Here is a 15,050-nt window from a genome sequence, read left to right on the forward strand (position 1 = left end):
AAGCAGGGCAGAGAAATGCTCCACCCGTATGCCCTGTCGCGCATGCCCGGCGGCGTCATGCCAGGCATGATCCGACAAAGGGTGGAAAGGTGAACTGTGTCCGCCACCGAGAAGGAGGAATCCTGTGACCCGCAAGGACAGCGTGCGCGCGGCAGCGGAAAGCGCCAAGGAGACCGCGCGGCACGCGTCGGAAGTGGTGGCACCGTACGCAGGGACCGCCAAAGACGCCGTGGCGCACTACGCGCATGAGGCGAACCAGGTACTCGCGCCGAAGGTCTCGTACGCGGCCCAGGAGGCCGCGCGGCAGGCGCGTACGACGTACGACGCCCATCTGCACCCGCGGATGAGGGCGGCGCGTGCCCACGTGCCGCCGAACGTGGACCGGATGGCGACGAAGGCGGCGAAGCAGACGCGCCGGGCGGCGCGCCAGGCTGCCGACTACACGCAGCCGCGCATCGAGAGCGCGATCGCGGCTGCCACGCCGGTGGCCGAGGAGGCCGCCTCGCGGTCGGTGGCCGCCTTCGCGGCGCTGCGCGGCCAGGTGAGGCCGCAGGAGATCGCGCGGCTCGCCCGGCGCCACGAGCGGCGGGCGCGCTTCGGCCGGGCACTGCGCGGGGTCGCCGTGGTCGGTGTCCTGGCGGGCGCCGCCTTCGCGGCGTGGCGGTGGTGGGACCAGCAGTCGAACCCGGACTGGCTCGTCGAGCCGCCGGCGGCCACGGAGGTGCCGGCGGGCGATGCCGAGCCGGCGAGCTTCGACGACGAGCTGGCGGCGAAGGAGCAGGAGACCGGGTCGGCAGCCGACGACAAGCAGGTCTGACGGCCGGCGGAAGGGCCCGGATCCAGGTTGGTGGATCCGGGCCCTTCCGCGTCTGCGCCGGTCTGTCCGCCGGTGTCAGTGGGGGAGCGTCAGCACCATGCCCGGGCGGATGAGGTCGGGGTTGGAGCCGATGACCCCCTGGTTCACGGCGTAGAGCTCGCGCCAGCGGGCCTCGTTGCCCAGCTCTCGGCGGGCGATCTCGGAGAGCGAGTCGCCGGGCTTGACCGTGTAGGTGCGCTTCTGGGCGGTGGGCGCCGGCTCGGGCGCCGCCGGAACCGCCTTGTGCGCGGCCGAAGCGGGGGTCGGGGTGTGCGCGGCGCGCGGCGCGGCCGCGGCCGCCGTCCCGGGCTTGGGCATCGCTGCGGGCTTGGGGGGCGCGGGAACGGCCTTGTGCGCGGCCGAGGCGGGGGTCGGGGTCGCGGGGGCGGGCTTGGGCGGTGCGGCGGCGGCCATCCGCTCGGCGGCCGCCCGGGTGGCCGATGCGGCGTCCGCCGCCCGGCTCGTGGCGGGTGCTGCCGGCGCCTGCTGCTGTACCTGCTCCTTCGCCTTCTCGGCGGCCTCGTGCGCCTTCTTCTTGTCGGACTTCAGGAAGTCGAAGAGTCCCATGTGTGTACGCCTCCGGCGTGGTGTTTCCCCCTGGGCGGCGCCTTGGGGCGCGGCGCCTTCCCCCACTGTCGGCCACGGGGCGCCGGGCGGCCCTGCGACGGGGCCGTCCGGGGGACCGGGCCGGGCCGCCGGCCTGCCGTCACTGGCGGGCGCGGCGCGCCGGGCGGGGGCTTTCCGAGGGGGCGGCCAGGTCGCCTTCGACGAGGAGGCCGAGGATCCGCAGCAGAGACGTGCGGTCCGCGTCGGCCAGGGAGCCCAGGGCGTCCGCGTGGACCTGGTCGACGATCCGCTGGCTGTCCACGGCGACGGCCGCGCCCTTCCCGGTGACGGCGATGATCCGGGCCCGGCGGTCCTTGGTGGACGGGCGGCGCTCGGCCAGCCCGGCCTTCTCCAGGGCGTCCACCGTGACGACCATCGTCGTCTTGTCCATGTCGCCGATCTCGGCGAGCTGGATCTGGGTCCGCTCCTCCTCCAGGGCGTGGACCAGGACGCAGTGCATCCGGGGGGTGAGCCCGATCTCGCCGAGGGCGGCCGCCATGCGGGTGCGCAGCACGTGGCTGGTGTGGTCCAGGAGGAAGGAGAGGTCGGGCTCGGTCCGGGTGGGTGCCATCGCAGTCATGTTCTCCAGCCTAACAATTCGATCCGAAGAAAATAGTCTGCAACGAAATCATCTGTTACGGTCTTACCAGTAGCCCGCCGCCCTCCCCGACTGGAGAGACCGATGCCTGCCGCTTCCCCGTCCGCCTCCGCCCCTTCGCCGACGACCGGCCCGACGGGCGCAGCCGCCCCCCGCGGCCTGCGCTCCCGCTGGACCGCCCTGACCGTGCTCTCGACCGGCATGCTGATGACGATCCTCGACGGCAGCATCGTCACCGTGGCGATGCCCGCCATCCAGAACGACCTCGGCTTCTCCCCCGCGAGCCTCAGCTGGGTCGTGAACGCCTACCTGATCGCCTTCGGCAGCCTGCTGCTTCTCGCCGGACGCCTCGGAGACCTGCTCGGCCGCAAGCGCCTGTTCCTGGCCGGCACCGCCGTGTTCACCGGCGCCTCGGTGCTCGCCGGTTTCGCCTCCTCCCCGGCGGCGCTGATAGGCGCCCGCTTCCTCCAGGGGGTCGGCAGTGCGATGGCCTCCGCCGTCGGTCTCGGCATCCTGGTCACCCTGTTCACCGAGCCCCGTGAACGCGCCAGGGCGATCGCCGTGTTCTCCTTCACCGGCGCGGCCGGCGCCTCCCTGGGCCAGGTGCTCGGCGGTGTCCTCACCGAGGCGCTCGACTGGCACTGGATCTTCTTCATCAACCTGCCGATCGGGCTCGCCGCACTGCTCCTGGCCCTGCCCGCGCTCCCCGCCGACCGCACCCATGGCGGGCCGGGGCTGGGCGCGGGTGCCGACGTACTCGGTGCCGTCCTCGTCACGAGCGGGCTGATGACCGGGATCTACGCCGTGGTCAAGGTGGAGCGGTACGGCTGGGCCTCCGCGCACACCCTCGGCCTCGGGGCGCTCTCCCTGGCCCTGCTCGCCGCCTTCACCCTGCGCCAGGCGAAGGCCCGTACTCCGCTGGTGCCCCTGCGGATCTTCCGGTCGCGGACCGTGGTCGGCGCGAACCTGGTCCAGATGCTGATGGTGGCCGCGCTGTTCTCCTTCCAGGTCCTGGTCGCCCTCTACCTGCAGAAGGTCCTGGGCTACGGAGCCGCCGCCACCGGCCTGGCCATGCTGCCCGCGGCCCTGGTGATCGGGGCCGTCTCCCTCGGCGTCTCGGCCCGGCTCAACGCCCGCTTCGGGGAGCGCGCCGTACTGCTGGCCGGACTCGCCCTGCTCGTCGCGGCCCTGGGGCTGCTGACCCGGCTGCCCGTGCGCGCCGACTACGCCACCGACCTGCTGCCGGTGATGCTGCTGGCCGCGGGCTTCGGCCTGGCCCTGCCGGCCCTCACCACCCTGGGCATGTCCGGCGCCGACGACCGCGACGCGGGGCTGGCCTCGGGGCTGTTCAACACGACCGCGCAGATCGGCATGGCCCTGGGTGTGGCCGTCCTCTCCACCATGGCGGCCTCCCGTACGGAGTCCTCGGCACGGTCCGGCAGCACCCCGGCCGAGGCCCTCACCAGCGGATACCACCTGGCCTTCGCCCTGGGCGCCGGGCTGCTGCTGGCCGCGACCGCCCTCGCGGCGACGCTCCTGCGGCCCGGTGCCCCCCGGCTACCGCGGTGAGGGGCCCCGGTGGAAATCGGCCGGCCGTTGACGAACGGCCCGGCTGGTAGCGTCCGGAACATGTTCGAGCTGATCCGGCCCACCCCCCGACTGCACTCCTCCTGGCTCGCCGCCCGTGCGGAGTGGGGCGACGACGCCCACATGGACGGGGCCGGCCTCGGCTCGGACGACGACGTGGACAGCCCCGGGGGCTTCGCCGCCTGGGTCGAGACGCTGCACCGCCACGCGGACCGTACGGTGCCGGTCGAGCAGGGCCGGGTGCACGCGACGTACTGGTGGATCGCCGACGGCGACACCTACCTGGGCGCCATCGACCTGCGCCACCACCTGAACGCGTTCCTCCTCGATGCCGGCGGCCACATCGGCTACAGCGTGCGCCCCTCGGCGCGGGGGCGCGGACTGGCCGGGCGGGCCCTGGAATCGGTGCTCCACGAGGCGCGGGTGATGGGCATGGACCGGGTCCTGCTGACCTGCGACCCCGGCAACACCGCGTCGGTGCGCACGATCGAGCGGGGCGGCGGCGTCCTCGAAGACGTCCGCGAGACCTTGATCGGCCCCAAGCGCCGCTACTGGATCGACCTCTAGCCGAACAGCGCAGGGTGGCGGGGGGCGTCCGGGACTCCCGGGCGGCGGATGGAATCCATCTCCTTGCGCAGCACCGGCACGACCTCCGTGCCGAGGATCTCGATCTGCTCCAGGGCCGCCTTCAGCGGCAGGCCCGCGTGGTCCACGTGGAAGAGCTGGCGGTGGTAGTCGCCGTAGATCTCGCGGAAGGCCAGCGTCTTCTCGATCGCCTGCTGCGGGCTGCCGACCGTCAGCGGGGTCTGCGCGGCGACGTCCTCCAGGGAGGCGCCGCCGCCGTAGACGGGCGAGCGGTCGAAGTACGGGCGGAAGCCCCGGAAGGCGTCCTGGGAACGCGCCTTCAGGAAGGTCTGCCCGCCCAGGCCGACGACGGCCTGTTCCGGAGTCCCGTGCCCGTGGTGGGCGTACCGCTCGCGGTAGAACTCCACCAGCTGCCGGTAGTGGCCCGTCGGCGCGAAGATGTTGTTGGCGAAGAACCCGTCGCCGTAGAACGCGGCCAGTTCCGCCACCTCGGCGGAACGGACCGAGCCGTGCCAGACGAAGGGCGCTACGCCGTCCAGCGGGCGCGGCGTGGAGGTGAACTGCTGCAGCGGGGTGCGGAACTTCCCCTCCCAGGTCACCCGCTCCTTCCTCCACAGGGTGTGGAGGAGTTCGTAGTTCTCGACGGCGAGGGGTATGGCCCGGCGCTGGTCCTTGCCGAACCACGGGTAGACGGCAGGCGTGTTGCCCCGGCCCAGCATCAGGTCCGTCCGGCCGTCGGCCAGGTGCTGGAGCATCGCGTAGTCCTCCGCGATCTTCACCGGGTCGTTGGTGGTGATCAGCGTGGTGGACGTGGAGAGGATCAACCGCTCGGTGCGCGCCGCGATCCAGGCGAGCAGCGTCGTCGGGGACGAGGGAACGAACGGCGGATTGTGGTGCTCGCCGGTGGCGAAGACGTCCAGGCCGACCTCCTCCGCCTTGACGGCCATGGCGGTCATCGCCTTGATCCGCTCGTGCTCGGTCGGCGCCCGCCCGGTGGCCGGATCGGGCGTGACGTCTCCGATCGTGAAGATCCCGAACTGCACTGCGCTCATCTGTCCTCCAAGGTGTGTGTGTTCGCGCGCCCGGGCGTGGACGCGTGCCGCCGCGGGCCTGTCGTCATGCGACTGCCGCGGCCAGCGCCGCCGCGCCCGCCGCGCGCATCGCCGCGAGCGGGGCCCGGCGATGACCCGTCATCAGCTCGACCTGGCGTGCCGCCTGGTGGACCAGCAGGTCAAGACCGCCGAGTACCGCTCCGCCGCGGCCCGCCCAGGCCGCCGCGAGGGCTGTGGGCCACGGGTCGTACACCACGTCGAACAGGACCCCGGGGGCGGCGGGCACGGCTCCCGCGAGGCCGTCCGCGGCCCCCTTGGGGGTGGAGGCGATCACGAGCGGGGCGGACAGGGCGTGCTCGGCGTGCTCCCACCTCGCCGTCCGGACGTCCACGCCGAGGCGCTCGCCCCAGCCGCGCAGCTCGGCGGCGCGCCCGGGGACCCGGGCGAAGACCGTGACCGGTCCGGAGCAGATCTGGGCGAGGGCGGCGATCGCGGAGGCCGCGGTCGCCCCCGCACCGAGGACGGTGGCGGACTCGACGCGGGTCACGCCCCTGGCCCGCAGCGCCTCGACCATGCCCGGGATATCGGTGTTGTCGCCGGTCAACCGTCCGTCGGGGGCCCGGATCACGGTGTTGACCGCCTCGACGGAGGCTGCCCTGGCGGTGAGCTCGTCCAGCAGGGGGATGACGGCACGCTTGAGCGGCATGGTCAGCGACAGGCCGGCCCACTCGGAGCCGGACGGGCCGCCGAGCCGGGCCACGAAGCCCGGCAGGCCCCGCTCGTCCACTTCGAAGCGGCCGTAGGACCAGCGGTCCAGGCCCAGAGCGCAGTACGCGGCGCTGTGCAGCAGCGGCGAGAGCGAATGGGCGACGGGGGAGCCCAGCACGGCGGCCCTGCGCCGTCCTTCGCCCGCGGCAGCCCGGTCAGACGGCACGGGACTCACCCGCCCCGCCGTTCTGCCCGGCGAGTGCGCGCAGCGCGAGCCGGTAGGACTCGATGCCCAGCCCGGCGATGGTGCCGCTCGCGACAGGAGCGGTCACCGAGAGGTGCCGGAAGTCCTCACGGGCCTGCGGATGGGACAGGTGCACTTCGATGAGCGGGGCGGTGCGCTGTGCGGCCGCGTCCCGCACCGCGTAGGAGTAGTGGGTGAAGGCCGCCGGGTTGAGGACGACGGGCAGCGCGAAGTCGGCGGATTCGTGCAGCCAGTGGACCAGTTCGGCCTCGTCGTCGGTCTGGCGGACCTCGACGTCGAGTCCGAGTTCCCCGCCGAGGGTCCGGCAGGCCTCGACGAGCCCGGCGTAGGAGGTGGTGCCGTAGATGCCGGGTTCGCGGCAGCCGAGCCGGCCCAGATTGGGGCCGTTGAGGACCAGCACCCGACGGGGGGCCGGGGTGCTCGCCGGCAGGGGGGCGGCGATCTTCGCGAAAGCGGCGGCCAAGGTGTCCGGGCTGGGGCCCGCCAGCACTTCGGGGCGGCCGATCGCGTCGAGGACGATGAAACGGAGCAGGTCGCCGCGGGCCTTCTTGTCCACCCGCATGGCGTCCAGCAGTGCGCTCCAGCGATCGCCGCGGTAGCCGGTCGGCAGGCCCACGCAGGCCAGTACGGCGCGGTGGCGCCGCACGTCGGCCTCGGACAGCCGGCCGTCGAGGCGGGCGAGCTCGGCCGCGTAGACCATGCCGACGGCGACGGCCTCGCCGTGCCGCCAGGTGTAGTCCTCGCTCTTCTCGATGGCGTGCGCGAGCGTGTGCCCGTAGTTGAGGACCTCCCGGCGGCCGGCTTCCCGCAGATCGCCGGAGACCACCTCGGCCTTGACCCGGATGGCGCGCTCGATCAGCTCGGGCAGGTGCGGGCCGCCGGGGGTGCGGGCGGCGTCCGGGTCCTGCTCGATGAGGTCGAGGATCACCGGGTCGGCGATGAAGCCTGCCTTGATGATCTCGGCCAGCCCGCTGACGTGCTCCACCTGCGGCAGGGTGTCCAGGGCCGCCAGGTCGCAGAGCACCCCGGCGGGCGGGTGGAAGGCGCCGACCAGGTTCTTGCCCTCGGCCGTGTTGATGCCCGTCTTCCCGCCGACGGCGGCGTCCACCATGGCGAGAACGGTGGTGGGAACGGCGATCCAGCGCACTCCGCGCAGCCAGCTCGCCGCAACGAAGCCGGCCAGGTCGGTGGTGGCGCCGCCGCCGACGCCGATCACCACATCGGTGCGGGTGAACCCGGCCCGGCCCAGCGACTGCCAGCAGTCCGCCGCCACCTCGGCGCTCTTCGCCGCCTCCGCGTCCGGCACGTGCAGGGCGACCGTCTCGTAGCCGAGCTCCTCGGCCCGGGCCCGCAGCGCGTCGGCCGTGGCGGTCAGCGCCTTCGGGTGGATCACGGCGACCCGCTGGGCGGCCGGCCCGATCAGCCGGTGCAGCTCGGCCTGATCGCCCAGGACGCCCCGCCCGACCAGGACTTCGTACGGTTCCGTGCCGGCTCCCGCACCGACCCGGATCCGTGTCACAGACTGCCCGGTCATGCTTGTGTCAGCTCCAATGCCTCTATGACCGCCTCCGCCACCCTCTCGGGCGTGCGGCCGTGCGTCGGTACGACGACCCGTGCGACACCGAGGTACACGTGGCGTCGCTCTTCCAGCAGTTCCTGCCAGCGCCGCTCGGGGTCCGCGGCGAGCAGCGGCCGCCCGGTCCCCTCCCCGACCCGCATCACGGCCTCGCCGGCCGGGACGTCGAGAAAGGCCACGGGGAGCCCGCCCAGCAACGCCCGGGTGCCCGCGTGCAGGACCGCGCCCCCGCCGAGGGCGAGGACGGCGCCGTCCTCGCGGACCGCGCGCGCCACCGCCAGGTGCTCCAGTTCGCGGAAACTCCGCTCCCCGTCACCGGTGATGATCTCCCTGACCGTCCGGCCGGTGCCGCTCTCCACGTCCTGGTCGGTGTCACGGAAGGGGGCTCCGAGCCGTTCGGCCACCAGCGCGCCCACCGTGGACTTGCCGGCGCCCATCGGGCCCACCAGGACGGTCAGCGGTCCGCCGGTCACCGGATGTGCAGGTGGTCGAGGTACGAGCGGACGTTGCGGCGGGTCTCGGGGACCGAGTCGCCGCCGAACTTCTCGATGACGGCGTCCGCGAGGACCAGGGCCACCATCGCCTCGGCGACGATGCCGGCCGCGGGGACGGCGCACACGTCGGAGCGCTGGTGGTGCGCGACGGCCGCCTCGCCGGTCGCCACGTCGACGGTGGCGAGAGCGCGCGGCACGGTCGCGATCGGCTTCATCGCGGCGCGCACGCGCAGCAGTTCACCGGTGGTCAGACCGCCTTCGGTCCCTCCGGAGCGATCCGAGGTGCGGCGGATGCCGTCGCCGGTCGCCGCGATCTCGTCGTGGGCCTTCGACCCGGGCACACGGGCCAGCGCGAAGCCGTCGCCGACCTCGACGCCCTTGATCGCCTGGATGCCCATCAGCGCAGCGGCCAGACGTGCGTCCAGGCGGCGGTCCCAGTGCACGTGCGAGCCGAGTCCGACCGGAACTCCGTAGGCGAGGACCTCGACCACACCCCCCAGGGTGTCGCCGCCCTTCTGAGCCTGCTCGATCTCCGCCACCATCGCCTTCGAGGCGTCGGCGTCGAGGCAGCGCACCGGATCCGCATCCAGCTTCTCCACATCCGCGGGGGTCGGGTAGACGCCGTGCGGGGCCTTGGCCGCGGCCAGTTCGACCACGTGCGAGACGATCTCGATGCCGGCGACCTCCTTGATGAAGGACCGGGCGACCGCGCCCAGGGCGACGCGGGCGGCGGTCTCCCGGGCGCTGGCGCGCTCCAGGATCGGCCGTGCCTCGTCGAAGCCGTACTTCTGCATGCCGGCGAGGTCGGCGTGCCCGGGCCGGGGCCGGGTCAGCGGCGCGTTGCGGCCGGTGTCCTTCAGCAGCGAGGGGTCGACCGGGTCGGCCGACATCACGGTCTGCCACTTCGGCCATTCGCTGTTGCCGATCATGACGGCGACGGGGGAACCCAGCGACAGCCCGTGCCGGACACCGCCGAGGAACGTCACCTCGTCCTGCTCGAACGTCATCCGGGCACCGCGCCCGTGCCCGAGCCGACGCCGGGCCAGGTGGTCCGCGACCATCGCGGTGTCGACCGGAACGCCTGCCGGAAGCCCCTCCAGGGTGGCCACCAGCGCGGGTCCGTGGGACTCGCCTGCGGTCAGCCAGCGCAACCTGCTCAGCACTCTCTCACTGCTCCTTGTCGCAAATCCGGACTGTGGACTCAGACCACGGTCTTCTTGTCGAGCACCAGGTCGTGGCCGACGACGAAGGAGGCCTCGTCCGAACACAGCCACACCACCGTCTCGGCTACCTCCTCGGCGGTGGCGCCGTCGGCTTCGGCGGATCCCGCCTCGTGCGCGGGCCCCGGGCTGATCGCGTTGATCCTGATGCCCTTGCCGATGTACTCGTGGGCGGCGGTGCGCGTCAGCGTGCTCAGGGCGGCTTTGGAGGCGGCGTACGCCCCCATGCCGAGCAGCCGCCCGGTGCTCGCCATGTTGCAGGCGGTGTTGACGATCACACCGCCGCCGTGCGGCTCCATCTGGGCCAGCTCGTGCTTCATCGCCATCCACACACCGGTGAGGTTCGCGGCGAGGGTCTCCGCCCAGACGACCTCGCAGATGTCGGCCACGTTGCGGTGGGGTCCGGTGACGGTCGCGTTGTTGAACGCGATGTCCAGGGCGCCGTACCGCTCCACCGTCGCCGCCACCATGCGAACGGCCGCGTCCGAACCGCCCCGGGTCATGTCCGCCACGACCGAGTCGGCCTCCCCACCCGCGTCACGGATCAGCTTGACCGTGCCCGCCAGCTCCTCGGGGTCCGGCCCCGCGACCATGACGGTGGCGCCCTCGCGGGCGAACGCAACGGCCGTCGCCCGGCAGACGCCGTCGCCCGCTCCGGCGACGAGGGCGACCCTTCCAGCGAATCGTGCGGACATCGTCCAAGCCTCTCTCTCTAGCTTTCTCGGTGAATCGTGTCGAGCAGTTCGTCGGCCCAGGCCCGGCTGTAGTCGTCCAGCCGGGGGAGGCCGCCCTCGTAGGGGGAGCCCGTCCACGTGAACGCGGCACCGGGGTTGTGGGCCGCGTAGCCCCCGCCGGCGAACAGGTGCGGGCTGCCCTGGACGTCCGGCCCCTCGGCCGTACGCCACTGCGCGTAGACCTCGGCGCGTCCGGTTCCCCGGGCCAGTGCCTCCGCCAGCGCCCCGGCGTCGACGTGCTCGCACTGCCGGGCGATGTCGAGGATCACGGCGTGGACGCTGATGCACCTGCTGTCGGCGTAGAACGCCCGGCGCAACGCCTCGTCCAGCTCGTCGCTTCCCCGCAGCCCGCCTATCGCCGGGTCCTTCGCGGCCTGGACCGCTTCGAGCGCCGGCAGGGTCGTCACCGGGTAGGCGGACGCCGGGCCGTTCCACAGCCGCCAGCCGAGCTCGGGCAGCCGGGCGGCGATCGCCATGACCTCGGGGTCCACGATGAACTTCGGGGTGGGCTCGCCGTTGAACAGCTCCAGCGGGAAGGCCCGGTGGTCGATGAGCAGCGGCAGGGCCCGGCGCCTCGCCGCGGCGCGCAAGGTGTGCAGGGCGAGACTCGCCCAGGGGCACCCGATGTCCGACCAGACGGTCACCGTCGGGATGCCGGATTGTGTCACCATGTCCGATCCTCCTGGGGTGGGACGAACGCGCCCGGCCGCCGCCGGGCGGCCGGGCACACCTCGATCAGAGCTCGACGCGGACGTCGTACTCGGTGACCCACGTGTTGAACTCGATGAGCCGCTCCAGCACCGCGCGGGCACTCCACGGGCCGCCGACGCCGTACGAGCCCTCCGGCACGTCGAGCAGCTTGCGGATGTCCGCCTCGGAGACCAGCTGGAAGACCGGGGCGCCCTCGGTGAGGATGCCCTCGACCTGCTCGCGCAGGGCCAGTTCGTACTTGCGGTCCTGGGTGGAGGGGTACGGGTTCTTCTTGCGGTCGAGGACCGAGTCGGGCAGCAGACCCCGCATGGAGGCGCGCAGCAGGCTCTTCTCCCGGCCGTCGAAGGTCTTCATCGCCCACGGGGTGTTGTAGACGTACTCGACGAGGCGGTGGTCGGTGAAGGGGACGCGCACCTCGAGGCTCACCGCCATGCTGATCCGGTCCTTGCGGTCCAGCAGGAAGTTCTCCCAGCGGGTCAGGTTGAGGTACGTGACCTCGCGCATCCGCGCCTCCAGGCCGGTCTCGCCGTCCAGCCGGGGGACCTCGTCCAGGGCCTCGGTGTAGCGCTCCTTGACGTACTCGGTGAGGCCGAGCTTGTCCCACAGGCCGACCGTGCGCAGCGCGCCGATGCCGCCGGCCTTCTCGAAGGGGTGGTGCCAGGGGAAGTTGTCCGACTCGACGGCTTCCTTGTCGTGGAACCAGGTGTAGCCGCCGAACAGCTCGTCGGCCGCCTCCCCGGAGAGCGCGACGGTCATCTGCTCCTTCAGCGCCCGGCACAGGATGAGCAGCGAGTACTCCATGTCGCCGGTGGAGACCGGCAGGTCCTGGGCCCGCAGAACGGTGCTGCGCACCTCGGGGTCGAGGATGTCCTCGTTGTCGAGCTCGACGATGATGTGCTCGGCGCCGACCAGCTCTGCGACCTCGACCGCGAACGGGGTGTCGGGGTCGGCCCACTGGACGTTGGCCTCGAAACGCTCGTCGTGGCCGGTGAAGTCCACCGAGAAGGCGCGGATGGGCTCCGTCACGCCCTGCTTGGTGAGCGCCTTGGCGGCGAGCGCGGTGACCGCGCTGGAGTCCAGGCCGCCGGAGAGCAGGGTGCCGACGGTGACGTCGGCGACGAGCTGGCGCTCCACGATGTCCTCGAGGAGGCCGCGCACGGTGGCGATCGTCGAGTCGAGGTCGTCGGTGTGCGGCTTCGCCTCGAGCTGCCAGTACTTCGTCTCGGTCCGGCCCTCGCGGGTGAAGCGGACGATCGTGGCGGGGCGGACCTCGTGCATGCCCTTGTAGACGGCGTGCCCGGGGGTCTTGACGATGCTGAAGATCTCCTTGAGGCCGTCGGCGTCGACGACGGCCTCGGCGTCGTCGTGCGCGAGGATCGCCTTCGGCTCGGAGCCGAAGAGCACGCCGTCGGCGGTCGGGTAGTAGTAGAGCGGCTTCACACCCATCCGGTCGCGGATGAGGAGGAGTTCCTCGCTGCGCGGGTCCCAGATCGCGAAGGCGTAGATGCCGTTGAGGCGGTCCGCGAAGTCCGCGCCCCACTCCAGGTAGGAGCGCAGGACGACCTCGGTGTCGCTGGAGGTGCGGAACTCGTGGCCGAGTCCGCGCAGCTCCTCGCGCAGCTCCTGGAAGTTGTAGACCTCGCCGGTGTAGGTGATGACGGGCTGCGTGTCGTCGTTCTCGACGGCGGCCATGGGCTGCCGGCCGCCCTCGAGGTCGATGATCGCCAGTCGGCGGTGTCCGAGGATCGCTCGGGGCGAGGTCCACAGCCCACCCGCGTCCGGGCCGCGGCACTCCATGGTGCCCGTCATGGCCGACGCGATGTCCGTGTGCGCCGTCAGATCGCGCTGAAAGCTAACCCATCCGGCAAGGCCGCACATAGGTGATCGATTCCTCTCGATAAGGGGGATGACCAGGTGACCAGGTGTCCTTGGCCGACTTCCCAGAGTGTTGGCCCCGCCCGAATCCCCGGTCCATCGGCGCCGGTTCACTTCGTCAGGTGACGGTGACTTCTTGAGGTCGCACGCCGCCGGGACCGGGCCCGCGAACCTGACACAGTGCGCCCTCGGGCCATTGCCGCGGCCCGTGCCCGGACGCACATTCCCTCTGGTGACATCAACATCTCTCGACACCGATCCCCGGGCCGCGAGGCCTCCCGTACGCGCGCCCGGACGCCTGCCTGCCCTCCTGGTGACCGCCGGCTACGAGTTCGCGCTCACCACCGGCACCCTGTTCACCGTGGTGACGGCCGTCCGCTGGATGGCGGCGCCCGACTCCCCCCTCTCGGACCTGCTGCCGACCCCGCGCGGCCAACTGGTGGCGATGGGGCTGCTGGTCGGCGCCATCGTCACCGCCGTGCTCGGGCCCTCCATGCGGCGGGGGACCGCCGGCCACCTCAACCCGGCGGTCACCATCGGGCTGTGGCTCCTGCGCGTCTTCCCCGGGAACGCGGTGGTGCCCTTCGTCGCCGCACAGCTGGCCGGTTCCCTGTGCGGCGTGGCACTGGCACGGCTGGTGTGGGGCGACGCTGCCGCCGCGGTCGGCGACGCCGCGCTGGCCGCCGCCCCCGGCTGGAGCGCCGCCGCCGTGTTCGCGGCCGAGGCGGCGGCCATGGCCGCCATCATGCTGATCACGGCCTTCTTCGGGAGCCGCCCGCCGCTGCTGCGGTACCTTCCGCCGGTCGTCGGCTCCTGTGTCGCCGCCGTCATCGTCTTCCTCGGGCCGCTCTCCGGCGGCGGCGCGAACCCGGCGCGCCAGTTCGGGCCGGCCCTCGTCTCCGGTACGACCGGCCTGCTGTGGGTCTACCTGCTCGCCCCGGTCGCCGGATCGCTGGCCGCGGGCGCGGCGGCCGCGCTGCCGCGGTGGCGCTCCACTGCCCGGCGGGAGGCCTGAGCGCCGGGACGTACGACGGGGCGGTACCCGGATCCGGTCCGGGTACCGCCCCTCGGCCGTGCCTGCGGTTCTGCCGTGCCTGCGGTCAGTGCGGGGCCGGCCGGGAGGAGACGCCCACCCTGCCCACCTGCAGCTGGACGCCCTGGCCCCACAGCCGGTTTGCGGGGCTGCCCGCGTCGTCCAGGAAGCCCTGCTCGTGCGGTGCGCCGAGGTCCGGGTCGAAGTAGTAGTCGGGGCGGTCGCTGAGCCTCACCAGGCCACGGCCGTCCGCGCCCTCGGCGTCGAGGAGCGTGAACGTCCCGATGCCGCAGGACAGCTGCCGCGGCGAGACCGTCTCCTGCGTGCCTCCGTGGTCGAGGATCAGATGCCCGCGGTCCGCCGGGAGGCGGCCGACGCGGTCGATGCTCAGCACCTCGCGCCCGTCCAGCCGCCACACGGCCTTCCCGGCCGACTTGTCGAAGGAGATCGCGAGGTCGTGCTCCTGGCCCGGTCTGCGGGTCGCGACCGGGAGGGCGTAGGAGAACGCGGCGTAGGAGGCTCCCGGCTTCGGCAGCCGCTCGTAGAAGGCGTAGACGCGCTCGTTGGTGACGAAGAAGTCGAAGACTACATTTGTCTCGAAGTCGATGACGGACAGGGCACCCGCGCCCAGTCTCAGGTCCGTCCCGGGGTCGGCGACCGCGGCACCGAAGGGATGGTGCTCGGTACCGAAGGTCCGGGCGGCCATCCGGGTCTCACAGGTCAGCGTCTGCCCCGGCACCGCGTCGAAGCCGGTGACGCCCGTCGAGGCCTTGTGGTTGGCGACGGCGTACCACTTGAGGTGGTCCCAGTCGCCGCCCCCGCCGCCGGCCTCCTGGCCCGTCGTGAAGGCGAACGCCGGTTCGCCGGTGGCCGCGTTGGTGCCGGTGGGCACGACGCTCAGCCCGTTCGCCGAGGTCGAGGGCTTCCCGTCACCGTAGGGAAGGTCCCCGGTGGCGCTCAGGGTCCACTTCGCGTCGTCACCGGTGTGGTCGAAACCCGACCGGAAGTCGTCCCACGTGATGTCGTACCCGTACCCGTGCCCGGTGCCGGGGCCGCCGGCCGGCCCCGCGGCGCTCGCGGGTGCGGCCATCGCCGTGATGGCCACCGTGAGCGCGAGCGCGTGGCGCATGGATGTCCGTCTCATGTCCGT

At 72.7% G+C, this 15,050-nt stretch carries 15 protein-coding genes and 1 pseudogene; 4 read left to right on the forward strand and 12 right to left on the reverse strand.

Features of this window, described 5'->3' with window-relative positions; translation table 11 throughout:
• Nucleotides 1–124: 124 nt before the first annotated feature.
• On the forward strand, nt 125–817 hold the full coding sequence (locus ACIPUC_RS19710; RefSeq protein WP_446590892.1) for a DUF5324 family protein: 693 nt from the start codon (nt 125–127) through the stop codon (nt 815–817).
• Between the two features lie 75 nt (nt 818–892).
• Here the strand turns inward: ACIPUC_RS19710 and ACIPUC_RS19715 are convergent, their stop codons facing one another.
• Nucleotides 893–1,423 (reverse strand): LysM peptidoglycan-binding domain-containing protein, encoded by a 531-nt coding sequence (locus ACIPUC_RS19715; protein WP_446590893.1) that lies wholly within the window; start codon nt 1,421–1,423, stop codon nt 893–895.
• 139 nt (nt 1,424–1,562) lie between these two features.
• Complete coding sequence (locus ACIPUC_RS19720) at nt 1,563–2,042, reverse strand: MarR family winged helix-turn-helix transcriptional regulator (RefSeq protein WP_446590894.1); 480 nt, start codon at nt 2,040–2,042, stop codon at nt 1,563–1,565.
• A gap of 102 nt (nt 2,043–2,144) precedes the next feature.
• Here ACIPUC_RS19720 and ACIPUC_RS19725 point away from each other — a divergent pair, with 102 nt between their 5' ends.
• Nucleotides 2,145–3,629, forward strand: a complete 1,485-nt coding sequence (locus tag ACIPUC_RS19725; protein WP_446590895.1) for an MFS transporter — start codon at nt 2,145–2,147, stop codon at nt 3,627–3,629.
• Nucleotides 3,630–3,689: 60 nt separating this feature from the next.
• Nucleotides 3,690–4,214, forward strand: coding sequence for a GNAT family N-acetyltransferase (locus ACIPUC_RS19730; protein WP_446590896.1), 525 nt, complete (start codon nt 3,690–3,692; stop codon nt 4,212–4,214).
• Here ACIPUC_RS19730 and ACIPUC_RS19735 read toward each other — a convergent pair.
• The 9 genes and pseudogenes from ACIPUC_RS19735 to asnB all read right to left on the reverse strand — a co-directional run bounded on the left by ACIPUC_RS19735 (nt 4,211) and on the right by asnB (nt 12,870).
• Entirely contained in the window at nt 4,211–5,275 is a 1,065-nt protein-coding gene (locus ACIPUC_RS19735) for a CE1758 family FMN-dependent luciferase-like monooxygenase (RefSeq protein ID WP_446591178.1), read from the reverse strand. The genes ACIPUC_RS19730 and ACIPUC_RS19735 overlap by 4 nt on opposite strands.
• A gap of 73 nt (nt 5,276–5,348) precedes the next feature.
• Nucleotides 5,349–6,218, reverse strand: coding sequence for a shikimate dehydrogenase (locus ACIPUC_RS19740; RefSeq protein ID WP_446590897.1), 870 nt, complete (start codon nt 6,216–6,218; stop codon nt 5,349–5,351).
• Nucleotides 6,208–6,657 (reverse strand): type II 3-dehydroquinate dehydratase, encoded by a 450-nt coding sequence (locus ACIPUC_RS19745; RefSeq protein ID WP_446591179.1) that lies wholly within the window; start codon nt 6,655–6,657, stop codon nt 6,208–6,210. Before ACIPUC_RS19745 ends, ACIPUC_RS19740 begins: the two co-directional genes overlap by 11 nt.
• A 33-nt stretch (nt 6,658–6,690) precedes the next feature.
• A pseudogene (gene aroB / locus ACIPUC_RS19750) lies at nt 6,691–7,791 on the reverse strand (3-dehydroquinate synthase); the annotation flags it as partial.
• Nucleotides 7,788–8,306, reverse strand: coding sequence for a shikimate kinase (locus ACIPUC_RS19755; RefSeq protein ID WP_446590898.1), 519 nt, complete (start codon nt 8,304–8,306; stop codon nt 7,788–7,790). The pseudogene aroB and the gene ACIPUC_RS19755, both read right to left, overlap by 4 nt.
• A complete protein-coding gene (gene aroC / locus ACIPUC_RS19760; RefSeq protein ID WP_446591181.1) occupies nt 8,303–9,487 on the reverse strand; it encodes a chorismate synthase in 1,185 nt (394 codons plus the stop codon). Before aroC ends, ACIPUC_RS19755 begins: the two co-directional genes overlap by 4 nt.
• Nucleotides 9,488–9,528: 41 nt before the next feature.
• The gene (locus ACIPUC_RS19765) at nt 9,529–10,242 is read right to left on the reverse strand and encodes an SDR family oxidoreductase (RefSeq protein WP_446590900.1); all 714 of its coding nucleotides are present in this window, start codon (nt 10,240–10,242) and stop codon (nt 9,529–9,531) included.
• Nucleotides 10,243–10,259: 17 nt separating this feature from the next.
• Nucleotides 10,260–10,952, reverse strand: a complete 693-nt coding sequence (locus tag ACIPUC_RS19770) for a DsbA family oxidoreductase (RefSeq protein WP_446590901.1) — start codon at nt 10,950–10,952, stop codon at nt 10,260–10,262.
• 64 nt (nt 10,953–11,016) lie between these two features.
• Complete coding sequence (gene asnB, locus ACIPUC_RS19775; RefSeq protein WP_446590902.1) at nt 11,017–12,870, reverse strand: asparagine synthase (glutamine-hydrolyzing); 1,854 nt, start codon at nt 12,868–12,870, stop codon at nt 11,017–11,019.
• 229 nt (nt 12,871–13,099) lie between these two features.
• Between asnB and ACIPUC_RS19780 the strand changes: the two genes are divergently transcribed.
• A complete protein-coding gene (locus ACIPUC_RS19780; protein WP_446590904.1) occupies nt 13,100–13,882 on the forward strand; it encodes an aquaporin in 783 nt (260 codons plus the stop codon).
• An 85-nt stretch (nt 13,883–13,967) separates the two neighbouring features.
• Here ACIPUC_RS19780 and ACIPUC_RS19785 read toward each other — a convergent pair whose 3' ends face one another.
• Nucleotides 13,968–15,044: a DUF6081 family protein gene (locus ACIPUC_RS19785; protein WP_446590905.1), complete on the reverse strand. Its 1,077-nt coding sequence runs from the start codon at nt 15,042–15,044 to the stop codon at nt 13,968–13,970.
• Nucleotides 15,045–15,050: the final 6 nt, after the last annotated feature.

Source organism: Streptomyces sp. LARHCF249 (assembly GCF_052871255.1).

What these genes read in the sequence shown, in the direction of transcription:
- ACIPUC_RS19715 (WP_446590893.1), bottom strand. Translation starts at nt 1,423, where the DNA reads ATGGGACTCTTCGACTTCCTGAAGTCCGACAAGAAGAAGGCGCACGAG.
- ACIPUC_RS19720 (WP_446590894.1), bottom strand. Translation starts at nt 2,042, where the DNA reads ATGACTGCGATGGCACCCACCCGGACCGAGCCCGACCTCTCCTTCCTC.
- ACIPUC_RS19725 (WP_446590895.1), top strand. Translation starts at nt 2,145, where the DNA reads ATGCCTGCCGCTTCCCCGTCCGCCTCCGCCCCTTCGCCGACGACCGGC.
- ACIPUC_RS19730 (WP_446590896.1), top strand. Translation starts at nt 3,690, where the DNA reads ATGTTCGAGCTGATCCGGCCCACCCCCCGACTGCACTCCTCCTGGCTC.
- ACIPUC_RS19765 (WP_446590900.1), bottom strand. Translation starts at nt 10,242, where the DNA reads ATGTCCGCACGATTCGCTGGAAGGGTCGCCCTCGTCGCCGGAGCGGGC.
- ACIPUC_RS19770 (WP_446590901.1), bottom strand. Translation starts at nt 10,952, where the DNA reads ATGGTGACACAATCCGGCATCCCGACGGTGACCGTCTGGTCGGACATC.
- asnB (WP_446590902.1), bottom strand. Translation starts at nt 12,870, where the DNA reads ATGTGCGGCCTTGCCGGATGGGTTAGCTTTCAGCGCGATCTGACGGCG.
- ACIPUC_RS19785 (WP_446590905.1), bottom strand. Translation starts at nt 15,044, where the DNA reads ATGAGACGGACATCCATGCGCCACGCGCTCGCGCTCACGGTGGCCATC.